Source organism: Exiguobacterium sp. s39 (genome assembly GCF_018618925.1).
Lineage (GTDB): Bacteria > Bacillota > Bacilli > Exiguobacteriales > Exiguobacteriaceae > Exiguobacterium_A > Exiguobacterium_A abrahamii.
Genome location: NZ_JACSNA010000003.1, coordinates 157,438 through 174,389, shown reverse-complemented (window position 1 = coordinate 174,389; position 16,952 = coordinate 157,438). Strand labels below are relative to the sequence as shown.

Annotated in this window: 17 protein-coding genes, 1 pseudogene and 1 riboswitch; of the genes and pseudogenes, 11 read left to right on the top strand and 7 right to left on the bottom strand. The window is 47.1% G+C overall.

Annotated features, from left to right (window positions below; translation table 11 throughout):
* Window positions 1-26: 26 nt before the first annotated feature.
* Window positions 27-1,463, top strand: a complete 1,437-nt coding sequence (locus KNQ11_RS14075) for a DEAD/DEAH box helicase (protein ID WP_214772327.1) — start codon at window positions 27-29, stop codon at window positions 1,461-1,463.
* Window positions 1,464-1,484: 21 nt separating this feature from the next.
* On the opposite strand, the gene KNQ11_RS14070 is transcribed toward KNQ11_RS14075, so the two are convergent.
* From KNQ11_RS14070 to KNQ11_RS14050, 5 genes are all read right to left on the bottom strand, one after another.
* Window positions 1,485-2,801: an NAD(P)/FAD-dependent oxidoreductase gene (locus KNQ11_RS14070; RefSeq protein ID WP_214772325.1), complete on the bottom strand. Its 1,317-nt coding sequence runs from the start codon at window positions 2,799-2,801 to the stop codon at window positions 1,485-1,487.
* 76 nt (window positions 2,802-2,877) lie between these two features.
* Entirely contained in the window at window positions 2,878-3,513 is a 636-nt protein-coding gene (locus KNQ11_RS14065; protein WP_214772323.1) for a nitroreductase family protein, read from the bottom strand.
* 52 nt (window positions 3,514-3,565) lie between these two features.
* Window positions 3,566-4,201: a nitroreductase family protein gene (locus KNQ11_RS14060; RefSeq protein ID WP_029342971.1), complete on the bottom strand. Its 636-nt coding sequence runs from the start codon at window positions 4,199-4,201 to the stop codon at window positions 3,566-3,568.
* A gap of 1 nt (window position 4,202) precedes the next feature.
* The gene (locus KNQ11_RS14055) at window positions 4,203-4,658 is read right to left on the bottom strand and encodes a MarR family winged helix-turn-helix transcriptional regulator (RefSeq protein WP_023469788.1); all 456 of its coding nucleotides are present in this window, start codon (window positions 4,656-4,658) and stop codon (window positions 4,203-4,205) included.
* Window positions 4,659-4,812: 154 nt separating this feature from the next.
* The gene (locus tag KNQ11_RS14050; protein ID WP_058265637.1) at window positions 4,813-5,478 is read right to left on the bottom strand and encodes a YczE/YyaS/YitT family protein; all 666 of its coding nucleotides are present in this window, start codon (window positions 5,476-5,478) and stop codon (window positions 4,813-4,815) included.
* Between the two features lie 152 nt (window positions 5,479-5,630).
* On the opposite strand from KNQ11_RS14050, the gene KNQ11_RS14045 reads away from it, so the two are divergent.
* The 8 genes and pseudogenes from KNQ11_RS14045 (at window position 5,631) to tnpB (ending at window position 12,979) form a co-directional block, all read left to right on the top strand.
* Window positions 5,631-6,416 carry a DUF817 domain-containing protein gene (locus KNQ11_RS14045; protein ID WP_214772321.1) on the top strand — a complete coding sequence of 262 codons (786 nt, stop codon included), beginning with the start codon at window positions 5,631-5,633 and terminating at the stop codon, window positions 6,414-6,416.
* An 86-nt stretch (window positions 6,417-6,502) separates the two neighbouring features.
* Entirely contained in the window at window positions 6,503-7,771 is a 1,269-nt protein-coding gene (locus tag KNQ11_RS14040) for a DUF2325 domain-containing protein (RefSeq protein WP_214772319.1), read from the top strand.
* Between the two features lie 63 nt (window positions 7,772-7,834).
* Complete coding sequence (locus tag KNQ11_RS14035) at window positions 7,835-8,473, top strand: DUF975 family protein (RefSeq protein WP_214725166.1); 639 nt, start codon at window positions 7,835-7,837, stop codon at window positions 8,471-8,473.
* Between the two features lie 113 nt (window positions 8,474-8,586).
* Window positions 8,587-8,689: riboswitch (SAM riboswitch) on the top strand.
* Window positions 8,690-8,763: 74 nt separating this feature from the next.
* The gene (locus KNQ11_RS14030) at window positions 8,764-9,822 is read left to right on the top strand and encodes an LLM class flavin-dependent oxidoreductase (RefSeq protein WP_149428047.1); all 1,059 of its coding nucleotides are present in this window, start codon (window positions 8,764-8,766) and stop codon (window positions 9,820-9,822) included.
* Complete coding sequence (locus KNQ11_RS14025; RefSeq protein ID WP_050678782.1) at window positions 9,819-10,766, top strand: ATP-grasp domain-containing protein; 948 nt, start codon at window positions 9,819-9,821, stop codon at window positions 10,764-10,766. The genes KNQ11_RS14030 and KNQ11_RS14025 overlap by 4 nt, the downstream gene beginning before the upstream one ends.
* 76 nt (window positions 10,767-10,842) lie before the next feature.
* Window positions 10,843-11,310 carry a hypothetical protein gene (locus tag KNQ11_RS14020; RefSeq protein WP_214772317.1) on the top strand — a complete coding sequence of 156 codons (468 nt, stop codon included), beginning with the start codon at window positions 10,843-10,845 and terminating at the stop codon, window positions 11,308-11,310.
* 135 nt (window positions 11,311-11,445) lie between these two features.
* A pseudogene (gene tnpA / locus KNQ11_RS14015) lies at window positions 11,446-11,871 on the top strand (IS200/IS605 family transposase); the annotation flags it as partial.
* 16 nt (window positions 11,872-11,887) lie between these two features.
* A complete protein-coding gene (gene tnpB, locus KNQ11_RS14010) occupies window positions 11,888-12,979 on the top strand; it encodes an IS200/IS605 family element RNA-guided endonuclease TnpB (RefSeq protein ID WP_133208443.1) in 1,092 nt (363 codons plus the stop codon).
* A gap of 187 nt (window positions 12,980-13,166) precedes the next feature.
* Here the strand turns inward: tnpB and KNQ11_RS14005 are convergent, their stop codons facing one another.
* The gene (locus KNQ11_RS14005; RefSeq protein WP_214725162.1) at window positions 13,167-13,550 is read right to left on the bottom strand and encodes an NUDIX domain-containing protein; all 384 of its coding nucleotides are present in this window, start codon (window positions 13,548-13,550) and stop codon (window positions 13,167-13,169) included.
* 65 nt (window positions 13,551-13,615) lie between these two features.
* The gene (locus KNQ11_RS14000) at window positions 13,616-15,238 is read right to left on the bottom strand and encodes an ABC-F family ATP-binding cassette domain-containing protein (RefSeq protein ID WP_214772315.1); all 1,623 of its coding nucleotides are present in this window, start codon (window positions 15,236-15,238) and stop codon (window positions 13,616-13,618) included.
* 299 nt (window positions 15,239-15,537) lie between these two features.
* Between KNQ11_RS14000 and KNQ11_RS13995 the strand changes: the two genes are divergently transcribed.
* A complete protein-coding gene (locus KNQ11_RS13995) occupies window positions 15,538-16,407 on the top strand; it encodes a prohibitin family protein (protein ID WP_149428044.1) in 870 nt (289 codons plus the stop codon).
* Window positions 16,408-16,639: 232 nt separating this feature from the next.
* A partial coding sequence (locus KNQ11_RS13990) for a hypothetical protein (protein WP_251139706.1) occupies window positions 16,640-16,952 on the top strand: 313 nt, incomplete at its 3' end.

Here is a 16,952-nt window from a genome sequence, read left to right as displayed (position 1 = left end):
TTTACGATAAGAAATGAGGACATTCTATGACACGTACACGATTTAATGATTTTAACTTAAGCGCACCGATTCTCGACTCAATCGAGCAACTCGGCTACACGACACCAACCGAAGTTCAGCAATCCGTCATTCCGGTCGTACTATCTGGAAAAGATGTCATCGTCAAATCACGGACGGGGAGCGGAAAGACGGCATCGTTTGCGATCCCACTGTGTGAACTCGTCGAGTGGGAAGAAAACAAACCACAAGTCTTAGTCTTGACGCCAACACGTGAGCTGGCCTTACAGGTCAAAGAAGATATCATGAACATCGGACGCTATAAGCGGATCAAAGCGACAGCTGTCTTCGGCAAGCAACCGTTCCGTGGGCAAGTCACGGAGCTCAAGCAAAAGACACACGTCGTCGTCGGAACACCGGGACGCGTACGCGATCATATCGAGCGGGGCACGTTATCGCTTGAGAAAGTCCGTTACGTCGTTTTAGATGAAGCGGATGAAATGCTGAACATGGGCTTCCTCGATCAAGTCGATGCCATCTTGTCTGAGTTACCGAAGGAGCGGATGACACTATTGTTCTCTGCGACCTTCCCAGAAGACATCGAACAGTTGAGTGACCGTTACATGGAGGCACCAAAACGGATCGAAGTGGGTGAAACCGTCGTCTCAACGATTACGCATAGTTATATTCCGGTGACGGACAAGACGAAGTTCGCGATTTTGAAAGATGCCCTGGTCGCTGAAAACCCGGATCGCTGCATGATCTTCTGTCGGACGAAAGAACACGTTGATTTCGTCGCGAATGGTCTACGCGCCCATGACTATCCGGTTGAAGCGATCCATGGTGGGATGGAACAAGACGATCGACTCGATGCGATGAAAGCCTTCCGTGCCGGGAAGTTCCGAATTCTTGTCGCAACAGATGTCGCGGCACGCGGCATCGATATCGAGAACATCACGCACGTCATCCAGTATGATCTCCCTGTCGAACGAGAAAGCTACGTTCACCGGACCGGTCGAACGGGGCGGGCAGGAGCAGCAGGACAAGCAATCAGTCTCGTCACACCAGCAGACGAACGTCGCCTGAAGGAAATCGAGCAGTATCACGGGAAGCTGACACGTCGCCAAGCACCGACAGAAAAGGACTTGATGCGGACAGCGGATGCGTTCGAAGAGAAAATGGCGACGGAAGATACACGTTCTTCGAAAACGGAGCAGCTTGATGCGGACATCATGAAGTTGTTCTTCAACGGTGGGAAAAAGAAGAAACTCCGTGCCGTCGACTTCGTTGGAACGATTGCGAAGATTGAAGGCGTCACAGCAGACGACATCGGCATCATCTCGATTCAGGATACGTTGACGTATGTCGATATCCTCAACGGAAAAGGTCCGCTTGTCCTCCGGGCGATGAAGACGACGAAGGTCAAAGGGAAACAATTGAAAGTGTACGAAGCATTCAAGAAATAAGACAAGCCGGTCATTCTCCGCTTAAGCGAAGAGGGACCGGCTGTTTTGCGTCAAGGCATGTCCAAGATGGAGTCCGCTAGCAGCTGCTTGGGCAAGCGAGTGTGTGGCACCGGAACAATCCCCGATCGCATAGACACCGGGACATGTCGTCTCAAACGTCTCTGACGTCTCAAGCATCGGTGCGTAAAACTTGCCATCTAATCCGTAAAGCAACGTATCTCCCGGAAGTTCCACTTCAAGGAGTTGCTCAAGGCGCTCTAAAAACCCTTCTAAGACAAGCATGTCTTCTGCAGGTACTTCTGCATGCAAATTACCGGGGGACGCGGTTAGGGAAGGGATGATCGTGTTACGACTCAATTGATCGTGTGTCGTCGCTCGCGATGCTCGGAAATCACTAAGTCGCTGAACGAGAATGCGATCACCACCTTGGTTGATTCCGCCAATGATGCGCGTGGCATACGCATTCGCTTTCGTTAGCGTCGAAAAATACCGCGGGAGAAATAGCGTGAAGTTCAGATTTGTCGAGCCGTCTGCTGTCTCGTGGACGTTTTGGCCGTCCGGCATGACGAGTCCTTCTTGATATTTGCGGATGATCCGTCCGCGTGGATTCATGCAATAGGTGACGGCTTGACCGTAAGGCGAGTCGTAACCGAGCTTCGTCTCGAACGTCTCCTGTAACAATGTCCGAAATAGCGCCTCATCCGTCTCAATTCGCACCCCGAGATCAAGTCGAGTCCGCTGTGGGGTGACACCAAGCGTCGCTAACTTTTGCAACGTAAAGTCTGCACCTGAACGACCTGTCGCAAACACAATCCGTTGACTGACGAAGATCTCGTCCGCTGTTTTGATCGTAAACGGCTCTAATTTTGTGATCTGCTCGATTGTCGTTTCGAACCGGGCATCGAGACGTGGTAATAAGGCGTCCTCAAACGCCGTGAAGACGGCAGCGGTCCGTACTGTGCCTAAATGACGGACGGTCGTCTCGACCGAATGTAGACCGGCGCGACGGGCACGAGACGCTACAGTAGGGGAATGCGTGGAATAGGTCTCAACTGTACCTCCACCATAAGTACATAAAAGATCATCGACTTCTTGGAACAGTCGTCGTGTCGTCTCTTCACCGATTTTTGAGACGAGTTCCCCGCCGAATCCTGTCGCATAATTAAACTTTCCTTCTGATTTGCCAAGCCCCGCAAATCCAAGATACGCATCTTCTGCCTTGCGCTCGCGAATCGTTTTTCCGGCATCGAGCAGTAGGACGCGTTGTCCGTCTTCCACAAGCTGATGGGCGAGGAAAATTCCTGCCACACCGGCTCCGATAATCGTCACATCATACATTACTGACGCCTCCTTTTCTTTGAGTATACAAAAAAGCCGGATTCCTGTGAAAGGAATCCGGACTAGGTGAGATCGCTTATTTCCACTCTGCGATGTCAGCGATTGGTAGACGAACCGATGGGTATCCTGCGTCCACGGCTTTACCGATTGAAAGCAACATGACTGGAAGATAACGTTCTTTTTCAAGACCGAATGCTTCTGCGATTTGGTCTTTTTCATAACCACCGATTGGGTTTGTGTCATAACCGTGTGCACGAGCGACGAGCATCAATTGCATCGAAACGAGACCTGAGTCGATCAAGATGCTATCACGCAATGTTTCAACGTCTTCTGGACGGTAGAAACCTTTGATGGCTGGTACTTGGCGATCACGTACTTCTTGCGGCATAAGCCCTTTTTCAACAGCCATGTCGTAGATTGTCTCGATGCTATCGACCGCGTTCATGTCACCGAAGACAGCGATGACAGCAGAAGATGTCTCGACTTGAACTTGGTTGAATTTTGCGAGTGGTGCGAGTGTCGCTTTACCTTCTTCGCTATCGATGACGAGGAAACGCCATGGTTGCATGTTAACTGAAGATGGTGCAAGTGTTGCTTCTTCAAGGATTTGTGTCATTTCTTCTTTTGAAATTTTTACGTTCGTGTCGTAGTTACGAATCGAGCGGCGTCCTTTGACGATTTCCATGAAGTTCGTTGTTGTTTGAGTAGTCATAATTATTCAATCTCCCTTGTGTGTGTTTTCTTTTTTTATAGTGTAAAAAAACTTATTTCCAGTCTGCGATGTCGTTGATTGGTAGGCGAACTGATGGATATCCAGCGTCCACCGCTTTACCGATCGATAGCAACATGACCGGTACATAACGCTCTTTTTCAAGACCGAATGCTTCTGCGATTTGATCTTTCTCGTAACCACCGATTGGGTTTGTATCATATCCGTGTGCACGAGCGACGAGCATCAATTGCATCGAGACGAGACCCGAGTCGATCAAGATACTGTCTTTCAAATCGTTCGCTGATACACTGCTGTACATACCTTGAATCGCTGGTACTTGGCGATCGCGTACTTCTTGTGGCATAAGCCCTTTTGCGACAGCTGTATCGTAGATGTTCTCGAGTTGATCAACAGCGTTCATGTCACCGAAGACCGCGATGACAGCAGAAGATGTCTCGACTTGGACTTGGTTGAATTTCGCGAGTGGTGCGAGTGTCGCTTTGCCTTCTTCGCTATCGATGACGAGGAAACGCCATGGTTGCATGTTGACAGAAGAAGGTGCGAGTGTTGCTTCTTCAAGAATTTGTGTCATTTCTTCTTTTGAGATCTTCACGTCTGTATCGTAGTTACGGATCGAGCGACGTCCTTTGACGATTTCCATGAAGTCTGTTTGAGTTTGCGTTGCCATATTAAATCGACTCCTCTTTTAATTTAGGTAATGTGTCGGCGTTCGCTTCGATGCGTTGAATCATCTCAGCTAGCGTCCGTTGTTCTTCAGCGGAGAATCCTTCGAGTAAGTTCTCGAGGAACTCATCTTTTTGTTCGCGTAATCGTGCAATGCGCGTCGCCCCTTGTTCCGTTAAGGAAACAAGAATCACCCGATTGTCAGCGGCTGACCGTTCGCGAGCAATCATCCCGGTCGATTCCAGATGTTTGAGATGACGGGTCACTGCTGCATGATCGACATTGACGCGTTTTTGCAATTCTTTTTGACTGATCGTTTGATCGACTTGTAGTTGAGCAAGTAGGTCCATTCGCGTCTGACTGAAACCATCCGTACAGAGATCGAATTTTTGAGCAATCGTCTTATTGACGGAGACGAGTGCATAGATCAAACGTCCTTTTTCGGTGCAGGAAATACTCAATCCATCACATCCTTCCCTTCGTTCGAAGAAACCTTTGACGTATCAAAGATTGATATGTAAACGAATATAACGTGTTTATTTTGATGGCGCAACTTATCTGCTTCTGACATAAAAAAAGATATCATTCACGCAGAATGATATCGAGTCAGGCGACTTAGCTAATTTGGCGTTCAGACGCCGGAAGTCCTTTTGCATCAATCGCTGCAATGATCCGTCGGAAATAGAACAACCAAAATTGCAGGAACGGTCCGATCAGGAAAATCGAGAGGATCGTACCGAAGAAAACAGGTCCCCCAAGCAACCAGCCAATGCCGCATGCCGTAACTTCCATGATCGTCCGCATCAGACGAATCGACGTTCCAAAACGCTCTGCAAGTGTCAATGTCAACCCATCGCGTGGACCGGCCCCGTATCCGACAGCGACATACAGACCAGCGCCCATCCCAATGATGAAGATGCCGAAAATCAGCCAGAGTGTATTCAACCAGATCGATTCAAAAGAGGGTAAGAGATGAGAACCAAGCACAAGATTCATGAAGACACCAACGAAAATCGCGTTGACGAGCGTTCCGATTTGCGGTGTGACGCGGTCTAACGCGTACTTCACGAAAACGAGTAATAGACCAACAAGTAAGATGATCGTTCCGACGGATAGTGGCGTCTTCTTTTGGAGACCAAGATGCAATACATCCCACGTCGAGACACCGAGTTCAGCCGTGATCATCATCGATGAGCCAAGAGCGAGTAAAAATAAACCAAGCAGGAAGAGTCCCCACTTTAACGTAGCGCGTAACAACCAGGAAGCACGATGACGCGTCATGTCTGGCACCTCATTTCTTAAAAATAATTGATTCGTTAACTGTATCATGAGGAAAGTGGAAGAAGAAAGACGAAATTTTCCGTTTTTTCCATCTTAAGAAGGAGGGGAAGGTCAAAAGAGAAACGTATACTGAAGAAAAAGGAGATGACCAAATGAAAGCGATCCGGCACCTGATTCGTTTTACATATATAGAAGCCATCTGTTGTGTCTTTCCCGTAATGATTTTCGCGGCGCTTGCTCTTTCACGTTATCTTCCTACTGAACCGATCGCACGATACGATCTCCTGTTGCTCTGGTGTATTCTCGTCCAAATCGTCTTACTCGTCACGCGGTATGAAACGATGGAGGAATTCAAACTGATCTTATTGTTTCACGTCATCGGTCTAGCACTTGAACTGTTCAAGGTGAACGTCGGGTCTTGGAGTTATCCGGAAGACGCTTTGACGAAAGTGGCTGGTGTTCCCTTGTATGCAGGATTCATGTACGCAAGCGTCGCGAGTTATGTCTGCCAGGCGTTTCGGCGATTTCATTTACGATTCATAGCATTTCCACCCCCCTGGCTTGCGATCAGCGTCGGCAGTCTCGTCTATCTCAACTTCTTCACCCACCACTGGATCTTCGATGCACGCTGGCTATTGATGGTCCTCGTCGTCCTCGTTTTCTATAAGTCATGGGTTCATTTTACGATCGAGCAGACGATCTACCGGATGCCGCTCGTTCTATCCTTTTTACTGATTGCCTTTTTCATTTGGATCGCGGAGAACATCGTAACGTTCTTTAAAGGCTGGGTCTATCCGCATCAGGAAGGAGGCTGGGTAGTCGTTGATCTTGGAAAATTGTCTTCTTGGTTCCTGCTTGTGATCATCACGGTTTTGATCGTCATCGTTGCGAAATACAAGCGTCAGGATCCGGCTGTGGAAATTCAGCAACGTACCTAAATAAAAAATAACCTGGTTATTTTTTTGGACTACTTCCGCGTTTTTTCGTTGCTATAGTGAAAAAAACGCAAAGGAAGTGGTTACGGATGATGCAACAGGTGTTGGAACGAGCAACTGAATTGGTACAGATGAAATTAGCGGTCGTGGAGCAGTATGAAGATTGGCAACTCTGGCTCGACGAAGTGAACGGAATCGATGAATGGGTCAAAATGTCAGCGTATTATGCACCGCGCGACGTTCAAGAAACACCGGTCATCGATGAAGTGATGGAGTTAGAGAAACAGACTATCGTCATGCCACCGCAAGTACCGATCGAGCCAGTACGCAAGCAACGTTATGCCTATACGTTTCAGCGGGGGTTAAAAGGTGGTACTTTACTAGAATGGTCGGGCAGTCATATTTCTGAACGAGACGTCCGCGATTGGAATCTCGAGCACGGCATGGAAGTCCGTGTCCGTGTCGATCGTCAGGATGATCAAAAAACGATATGCCGTATCGAAGCCGTCGTCTCGACGGAGCGAATGAGAGAGAATCCAGAACGTGTCGTGTTTGAACAAGCAATCGTCAAGGCGCATGGAATCATTGAGGAAACGGTGAATGGTCCACTGCAAGATGAGTCGGGCAGATCGTTCTATTATGTCGTTCCGGTAGAAGACATGCGCTATTTCCGACTAGAAGCAGGTCAACTCGTCGATCTCGTCATGTGGCGGGAACGGAAGGATACACTGACGATTGCTTGGAAGCATCCATTCACGTATAAAGAGCCGATCGTCAACGCATCATCTAACCGCCCATCAGAGGTAGAGCAACCGGTAGTGAAGACGTCTGTGACAACGAAAAAGTCAAATCGGTATGCACGAAAAATGAAACGACAACCGGTTCCGAAAGCTAAAAAAGCACAGCGTCGCGTCCGTATACCAAAAGAGCGAACGATTGAACCGATCGTGACGACAGCCGTACCTGGACAATTGATGGATTTCGTTGATAAGACACCACTTGATTTCACGCGCTTCACAGGAATGCGTCTCGTCATCGTCGGAAATGAACAACAGACCGCTGTCTATCGCGAGTTCTTTGCGCCGACGGGAATCGAATTGATTCATCTTGCAGGGGACGCACAGTCCGCGAAAAAGATTGCCTGTCTCGCCAAAAAGACGGACGCGATCGTCGTCGTGACGAGTCGCGTTTCTCATGCAGCGAGTGCACATGTCATCGCGCAGGCGAAAAAGCATGGTATTCCATTCGCGATGGAACGGCTCGACGGTCGACGATCGTTATACACGGCGTGTGAACGACAACTTGAGCGTGCTTGGCTCAACCAGCAACGAGACGGGAAATTATTGAAAAAAGAGTGAAACATTAGAAGAATTCGACCGTAAAGTAAGGTGAGAACTTATTTTTCAAGGAGGACCTTACTCATGTCATCTCAATTAAAAAAAGCAGCGAAGGAGTCGCTCAGCGGTCGTTGGGGATTTGCCATCCTCATGTTCGTACTGTTTTCTATCATCCAGAGCGTTCCGACGTTCATCGGACCAGATCCTAACGAAGATCTAAATGCGATGAGTGCGGTCAGTATCATTCTTTCGATTTTATTGATCCCAATCGCAGCGGGTTGGACGTGGGTCGCGATGTCGTTCGCACGCAATGAAGAAGTCAAAGTAGCTGATTTGTTCGAGCCGTATAAAATCTTCGGCAAAGTCATCGGCGTCTCGATTGTGCAAGCGGTCTTCTTATTCTTATGGACATTACTCTTGATCATTCCAGGGATCATCAAGTCGTTCTCTTACCTGTTGACGTTCTACATCCTTCGAGATGAACCATCGGTCGGTATCTTCGAGGCCATCACACGTTCACGTCAACTCATGGATGGTCATAAAATGGAAGCATTCTTACTCTTCCTATCATTCATTGGTTGGGCATTACTCGTGATCGTTACACTTGGTCTTGCTGTCTTATGGGTTGGACCATACTTCAGCGTCACAATGGCAAAATTCTATGATCGTGTGCGTGGTGAACAAGCGCCAGAGCCAACATCAGATTTCGTCGCACCATATTAATACCGAATCCCGACACGACGTCGGGATTTTTTTATGCGTGAAATAATTCCGATTGGAAAAGACGGTTTAATGGTTGCTTTAGTTCAGTGAATTTTGTACGATGAATGCAACACATCTTATCTAGAGAAGTCGAGGGACTGGCCCGAAGACACTTCAGCAACCCCGCTACGGCGGAAGGTGCTACTTCCAGGAAGGGATACCTTCCGAAGATAAGAGCGGACAGGACAAGATACCGTCGCTCTTTTCGAACTTCGAAAAGAGCGTTTTTTTATGATAAGGGGGACGATGGAGTGGAGTATGGTTTTTGGTTACCGATTTTTGGGGGATGGTTACGTAACGTCGAGGATGAACAGATGCCACCGACCTTCGATTATGCGAAACAAGTCGCACAAACAGCAGAACGAATCGGGTTCTCGACGACGTTGATTGCGGAATTGAACTTGAATGATATCAAAGGCATTAAGGAACCGAGTCTTGAGGCATGGACGACGGCAGCAGCGATTGCTGCAACGACAGAACGCCTTGAGATCATGACAGCGGTTCGTCCCGGGTTCCATAATCCAGCGACGACGGCGAAGATGGCGGCAAACATCGATCAGTTGAGTGGTGGACGCTTTACGCTCAACGTCGTTTCAGCGTGGTGGGCAGAGGAAGCGAAACAATACAACGGTATCTTCACAGCGCACGATGAACGCTATGCTCGGACGGAAGAGTTCGTCACGGTCATGAAGGGACTGTGGGCAGATGCGTCACCGTATAGCTTCTCCGGTCATCACTACACGATCGAGCAAGCAGAACTCCATCCGAAGCCAGTCCAGCGTCCAGGCATCAAGCTCTACGCTGGTGGAGAGAGTGAAGCTGGAAAGCGAACGATCGTCGAACACTGTGACGCTTATGTCATGCACGGGGGCACTGTTGAAGAAGTAGCCCATAAAATCGACGACATGAAAGTACGCCGGGAAGCGACGGGACAAAAGCCGCTCGAAAGCTTCGGTCTTGCTGCCTACATCATTTGTCGGGATACGGAAGAAGAAGCACTTCTTGAATGGCAACGGATCACGGACGTCAAGGAAGACAGCGCCGGTTATGCCGGTTATCAGGATTTCATTAGTAAATCGCAACTGGAGCAACAGGTCGAGCGGAACGATTATTCTGTCTCGAACCGTGGTCTACGTCCGAATTTAATCGGGACACCAGAACAAATCGCTGAACGGATTCTAGCGTTCGAAGCCGTCGGTGTCACGTTACTTTTGTTACAATTCTCACCACAACTTGAAGAAATGGAACGCTTTGCTCGTGACGTAATGCCACTGGTCGAAGCGAAACGAAAGGTAGGTCAACAATCATGACAAAAATTCATATTCTCCACGAAAACCAAGAATGGACGGACCATCTCATCAAACGTCTCGAAGAACTCGAATTACCGTATGAACAGTGGCACTTGAATGAAGGAATCGTTCCGCTGGATGAACTGCCGCCAGAAGGCGTCTTTTACAGCCGGATGAGTGCTTCTTCGCATACGCGGGGACATCGTTACGCGCCGGAGTTGACGGAAGGGGTCCTCGCTTGGTTAGAAGAGCATGACCGGACCGTCTTTAACGGAACGCGTGCGCTCCGTCTTGAAGTCAGCAAAGTCAATCAATATACGGCGTTGCGGAAGGCTGGGATTCGTGTACCGAAGACGACGGCTGCCGTCGGACGTGATCAAATCGTACAAGCAGCAAAAGAAATCGGTGTTTCGTCATTCATCACGAAACACAACCGTGCCGGAAAAGGTCTCGGCGTCCAGCTGTTCCACTCGATTGAAGCACTTGAAGCTTATCTCGACGGTCCGACATTCGACGAACCAGTCGATGGCATCACGTTGATTCAAGAGTATATTCAAGCACCAGAACCGTACATCACACGTTGTGAGTTCGTAGGTGGAAAGTTCGTCTACGCGGTTCGAGTCGATACATCAGAAGGGTTCGAGCTTTGCCCAGCGGATGCATGCGTGATCGACGACTTGTTCTGCCCAGTCGGTGAAGAAGCACCGCAAACACCGATGAAGTTCCAAATCGTTGAAGGCTTCGATGACCCGATCATCCAAAAGTATGAAGCATTCCTCCAAGCGAACCAAATCGCGGTCGCAGGCATCGAGTTCATTAAGGATGCGTCAGGTACGATCTATACGTATGACGTCAATACGAATACGAACTATAATTCGGATGCCGAGGCAGCTGCAGGACGCTACGGTATGCTCGAACTAGCGAAGTTCCTCGGTGCAGCCCTTGAAACAAGCACAGTAAAATAAGAATCTGCTCTCGCCCTGTCACCGGACGTTACAAGACCGGATGACAGGGTATTTGTATAGAAAAGGGGGCGGATCTATGATTACGTGGAGAGAAGAACGACAGCTCGATATTCCGATTGAGGAAGCATGGCACTTGTTTGATCACACGCGATTGCAGTGTTTGATTCCAAACGTCGTCCAGCACGAGGTGATTGAACGAAAACCGGGTGTCGTCGGTTCGACGTATCGTCAAACATACATGCAGGGTAATCGACTTGAAACCTATATCGTGACCGATTTAGCCTATACGAACGAGCCTGACTTCAAACAAAATACGATTGGATTCACATTGGCTAAAATATTCAAGATCGAGATGACGTTTACACTTAAACCGATCGACCATGACCGTTGTCTGTTGATCTATACGGGAAAAAATGAGGGAGCGAACTTTGTTGGAAAGAGTCTGTTGTCGCTTGGAGGAGAGCGAGAGAATGAGAAAATCGTTCATGGGCTGTTGCAACGTGTCGAAGAAGAAGCGGCGAAACAAAAGAAGAATAACGCATGAAAAAACGGATTCCCGCGTTTTTGTATCCTGTCGCTTCGTATACGATTTATCAAAATCAGGCGAGAATACTCCCACCTCTAAGTGTAGCGTAGGTAGGAGATGAATCACCCGTTTCGATAAGACTATAATCATTTGATGAAATCAGTGCAACCAATAAAAGGAATTGATACACAAACAAAATTTAACACAGATAAGCATTCAGTCTTTCTTCTGAATTACGATCTTATCCTCGTAGTGAAATACAGGAGACAAGTGATTGATGACGCCATCTCGACGTTTGCGAGACAGATGTTCGAACGAATAGGCACGTCATATCGTATTACACTGATCGAGTGGAACCATGACAACGATTATATCGATGTGTTGTTTAAAGCGCACCCAAACGCGGAAATGTCCAAGTTTCTGAACGCTTATAAGAGTACCAGCAGTCGATTGATCAACCACGATTTTCCACATGTCAAAACACAACTTTGAAAAGAAATGTTTTGGTCCCGAAGTTATTGTCTAGTGAGGACCGGAAATGCGACGATCGATGTCATCAGACACTACATCGAAAAAAAGGAGAGGAGTGATTTCCTTGCTGAAGGCGTACAAGTTTCGACTTTATCCGACGAAGTTCCAACAAGAGTATTTCGTGAAGACGTTCGGTTGTGTCCGTTTCGTTTACAATAAGATGCTCGAAGAGCGTATCCGATTGTATAAAGAGTCTAAGCTCGACCCTGACGTGAAGCAGAAGCTCCCAACCCCAGCAAAGTACAAACCTGAATTCCCTTTCCTAAAAGAAGTCGATAGTCTTTCCCTAGCGAACGCTCAGATGGACTTGAATAAGGCATACCAGAACTTTTTTCGGGATAAGTCTGTTGGGTTCCCCAAGTTCAAATCGAAGCACAACGACCGCGCCTCTTACACGACGAACAATCTGAAGGGAAGCATCCGAATCGAGGCATGTCAGGTGAAGCTTCCTAAGATTGGTTTTGTGAAGTTGAAACAACATCGTCCGTTTACAGGTGTGATCAAGTCCGCGACGATCTCGATGACGAGGACCCGAAAATTCTTCATCTCGATCCTCGTCGATCAAGCCGAAGAGCAATGGATTCCCGCCAAACATAAAGTAGGGATTGATCTTGGTTTGGAGCACTTCGCCATCCTGACAAACGATAAACATTTTTCTGAGAAAGTTGCCAATCCGCGCTTTCTTCGAAAGTCTGAAGATAAGATAAAGAAGGCGCAACGTGGCTTGTCACGCAAGAAAATTGGGAGTAAGAACCGAGAGAAGGCGAGGATGATCCTTTCCAAGAAGCATGAAAAGATTGCGAATCAACGTCAAGATTTTCTTCATAAGCTGTCGAAACGAATCGTTGACGATAACCAAGTCATAGTCGTTGAGACACTTAAGTCGAAGAACATGATGAAAAACCATAAGATCGCCAAATCGATCGGGGATGTCAGTTGGTATGAGTTTGTTCGTCAGCTAGCATACAAATGCAAATTCTACGGGCGAACACTTATCAAAGCGGATCAATGGTATGCCTCTACACAGATTTGTTCTTCTTGCGGAATAAAAAGCGAGAAGAAAGCCATGGATGTGCGCGAGTGGAGCTGTATTTGTGGTGCTCTTCATGATCGAGACATCAACGCGAGCATCAACTTGTTGATGTTAGCATACTGAAAATTCTTCAGGGTGGGGACCACCCGATGAGCTTGGTCAATAATCGTAGCTTGTAAAAGTACGGTCTTCCCAAGAGGCTCCTACTTCAATTTGCGAAGCAAACAAGTGGTGAGTAGTTCACTCAGTCGATTATGTAGGGAGTGTAAAGAAACCTGGTTAGTTATATCTCAGTTAGTTAATCTTTCCTTTACAGTAAGTTCAGCAAACGAGTAATCTGTGAATCATCTTGAAGGTCCTTTAGTGGTCGGAAACGGACGGTTCGTAATTCCTGTTTATTAAGCGGAAGTTCGGGATCAATCCCGAGTCGAGGTGCAGAAGAACTACCTGAGGTGCGTTGAACGAGAAAACATGTCTCGATTCCCTGATCGATTGAAATCTCGTAGAGTTGTCGTTCGATTGTGATGTGAAGATGCGTCTCCTCTAATACTTCGCGCACGACGGCTTGTTCTTTTGTTTCACCACGCTCGACACCTCCGCCCGGTAACGTCCAAAATGTCCGGGAAGGCGTGTGTAATTCAACCATTAAGATCTGTTGCTCTTCAATCAGCGCGGCACATACGCGATGACGCATATCGCATTCCTCCTTCAAAGTGTTCAAAAAAGAGACCGAAACGACAGTTCCGGTCTCTTTTGACATCATTGTGCGTATAACGCTGTTAATTGCTGTTGGATCGTATCATTGTTCAAGTACTCATCGTATGTCGTTTCTTTATCGACGATACCGTTTGGCGTCAACTCGATGATACGGTTCGCAATCGTTTCGACGAACTGATGGTCATGCGAGCTGAAGAGCATCGCACCTTTGTAAGCGATCAAGCCATCGTTGAGTGCTGTGATCGATTCGAGATCCAAGTGGTTCGTTGGATCGTCGAGGACGAGAACGTTAGCACCGCTGAGCATTGCTTTTGAAAGCATACAACGGACTTTTTCGCCCCCAGATAAGACAGAGGCTTTTTTCATAACTTCTTCTCCTGAGAAGAGCATCCGACCGAGGAATCCACGGAGGAACGTATCACTCTCATCTGCCGGTGAGTACTGACGGAGCCAATCGAGGATCGTCTTGTCCGAGCCTTCGAAGAATTCCGAGTTATCTTTTGGCAAGTACGACTGTGAAGTCGTGACGCCCCATTTGAACGTACCGCTATCCGGTTCCATCTCACCCATAAGGATCTTGAAGAGAGTCGTGATCGCGATATCGCTCTGACTGATGAACGCGACTTTATCCGTCTTGTTCAACGAGAAGCGGACGTTATCAAGGACTTTGACACCATCAATCGTCTTCGAGATACCGTCAACCATCAAGAGGTCATTTCCGATTTCGCGTTCCGGTGTGAAACCGACGAACGGATAACGGCGTGACGATGGACGAATGTCGTCGAGTGTGATTTTATCAAGCAATTTCTTCCGCGACGTCGCTTGTTTCGCTTTTGAAGCGTTTGAGCTGAAACGCGCGATGAAGGCTTGAAGTTCTTTGATTTTCTCTTCTTTTTTCTTGTTTTGGTCACTTGCCATGCGCGAAGCAAGCTGACTTGACTCGTACCAGAAATCATAGTTTCCGATATACAATTGAATCTTACCGTAATCGAGATCCGCCATGTGCGTACAGACGTTGTTCAAGAAGTGACGGTCGTGGGAAATGACGATGACCGTGTTCTCGAATCCGATCAAGAATTCTTCGAGCCATTTGACGGCTTTCAAATCAAGTCCGTTCGTCGGCTCATCGAGTAAGAGAATGTCTGGTTTGCCGAACAACGCTTGTGCAAGCAAGACTTTGACCTTTTCCGATCCTGTCAGCTCAGCCATCGTTTTCGAGTGAAGGTCTTCCTTGATGCCGAGTCCTTGAAGAAGCATTGCGGCTTCCGACTCTGCTTCCCAACCGTTCATCTCAGCGAATTCACCTTCGAGTTCAGCAGCGCGCATGCCGTCTTCGTCCGAGAAATCTTCTTTCATATAGATCGCATCTTTTTCTTTCATGACTTCATAGAGACGTTTGTGTCCCATCATGACCGTTTCGATGACTTGGAATTCTTCGTATTCGTAATGGTTCTGACGGAGAACGCCTAAACGTTCGCCTGGTGTGATGATGACATCGCCTTGTTGTGCTTCGATGTCACCAGCGAGAATTTTCAGGAATGTCGATTTACCGGCACCGTTTGCACCAATCAGACCGTAACAGTTACCTGGTGTGAACTTGATGTTGACGTCTTCGAATAATTTTCGGTCTGCAAAGCGAAGACCGATGTTTTGTACTGTAATCATATAGAGATGAACCCTCGTTTCTAGTAAGTGATGTGCTCATTCGAGTGTACCACAAATCGTGATCTGTCGTAGAGCAGGCAAAGTTCCCTCCATATTAGGACAGAAATTAAAAATAAGCAACCAGACATTTAAAAAAATGAAACATTTTCCAGATAGATACGTAGAAGAAAGTAAGGAATTCGTTAGAGGAGGGGTTAGATGGCCATCTTTTTCACATTATTGTTTTTCGCCCTCATCGTTTTGCTTGGCATGGAACTCTACCGTTATATCCAAGAAAAGATCGATAAAGGAGATTCAGAATGAGAGAAATCAAACCGAAGAAAAAAATTCGCCCATCGATGATCATCGCTGGTGTGCTCGTACTAGCGTTGCTTGCAACAACACCGTTCATCGTTGAACAAATCGAACCTGGACAAGTTGGTGTCGTCTATACACCATCAAGCGGTGTCAAAGATGAGACGTTATCGCAAGGTTGGCATGTCGTTTCACCGATTACACGGGTGACAGAGTATCCGATTCGGACACAGACAAAAGCGCTTGAAAACATGACGCTTGCGACCAAGGATGGAAAGAACATCGTCGTCGACTTTACATACAGCTTCTCCGTCTCACCGGATAAGGTGACGAAAGTCTTCAATAAGTTCGGACCGATTGAAATCGATGAGATCGCAAAAGGATATCTGAAACAACGTCTCTATGATGCATCGCGTGAGCAAATCTCGAAAGTTACCGTCCTTGAACTGTTCGGTGAAAAATCAGGGAATGTCTCGACGAGCATTCAGACGCAGTTTGCAGAAGACGTCAAGGATATCGGTTTCATCATCGAAGATGTCGCACTCGGTGCGCCGAAACCAGATGAAAAGACACAGGAAGCAATCGATGCGCGTGTCAAAGCGTCGCAGGAACTTGATAAAAAGAAAACGGATCTTGAAATCGCTAAAGCAGAAGCAGAGCGTCTTCGCGTAGAAGCGAAAGGAGCAGCAGATGCGCGTTTGATCGAAGCCCAAGGTTTAGCAAAAGCTCAAAAAGAACTACAGAAGACATTGACAGAAGAGATGATTCAATACGAAGCTGTCAAGAAATGGGACGGAAAGTCACCACTCGTCAGTGGGTCGGGTAGTATGGTTCAATTACCGATTCCAAACGATACGACAGAAGAAAAGAATTAAATCTCGATGTGCTTGGAGACAAGCACATTTTTTTATTTCATCATAATAAAATGACTGTACTAATGCTCTTATGGCATTAAATTTTAATATACCAATAAATAATGATATATTTTATATCTTTTAAATCCCAAATTAATGGTTTAATTAACTTATTTAGAAGGAAAAAGATGTAAAGAAAAGTCATTTAGATCAACTAGGTCAATGAATTGTTCCAATTGAAGGAGGAATTTTATTGTATCGAAATCGATCACCAAATCTTTTTATCATCTTAATGATCTTACTGGCAACAAGCTTTCCGATTCCGCACAGTCATGCGACGACTGAGGAATTCGAGATTCCAGACCCTTTGACGTCATCGTTTTGTGAAGAGACGTTGAATGATCCAAAGAAAAAGGACTTGTTGGAAAAAGAGGAAATTGAACAATGCGAAGAACTCGTAGAAGTAGAGAAGACACCATCAACCGAGAGTGAAGACCCACCAACACCCGAGACACCCCCAACCGAGAGTAAAGACCCATCCACACCTGAGACACCTCCAACTGAGA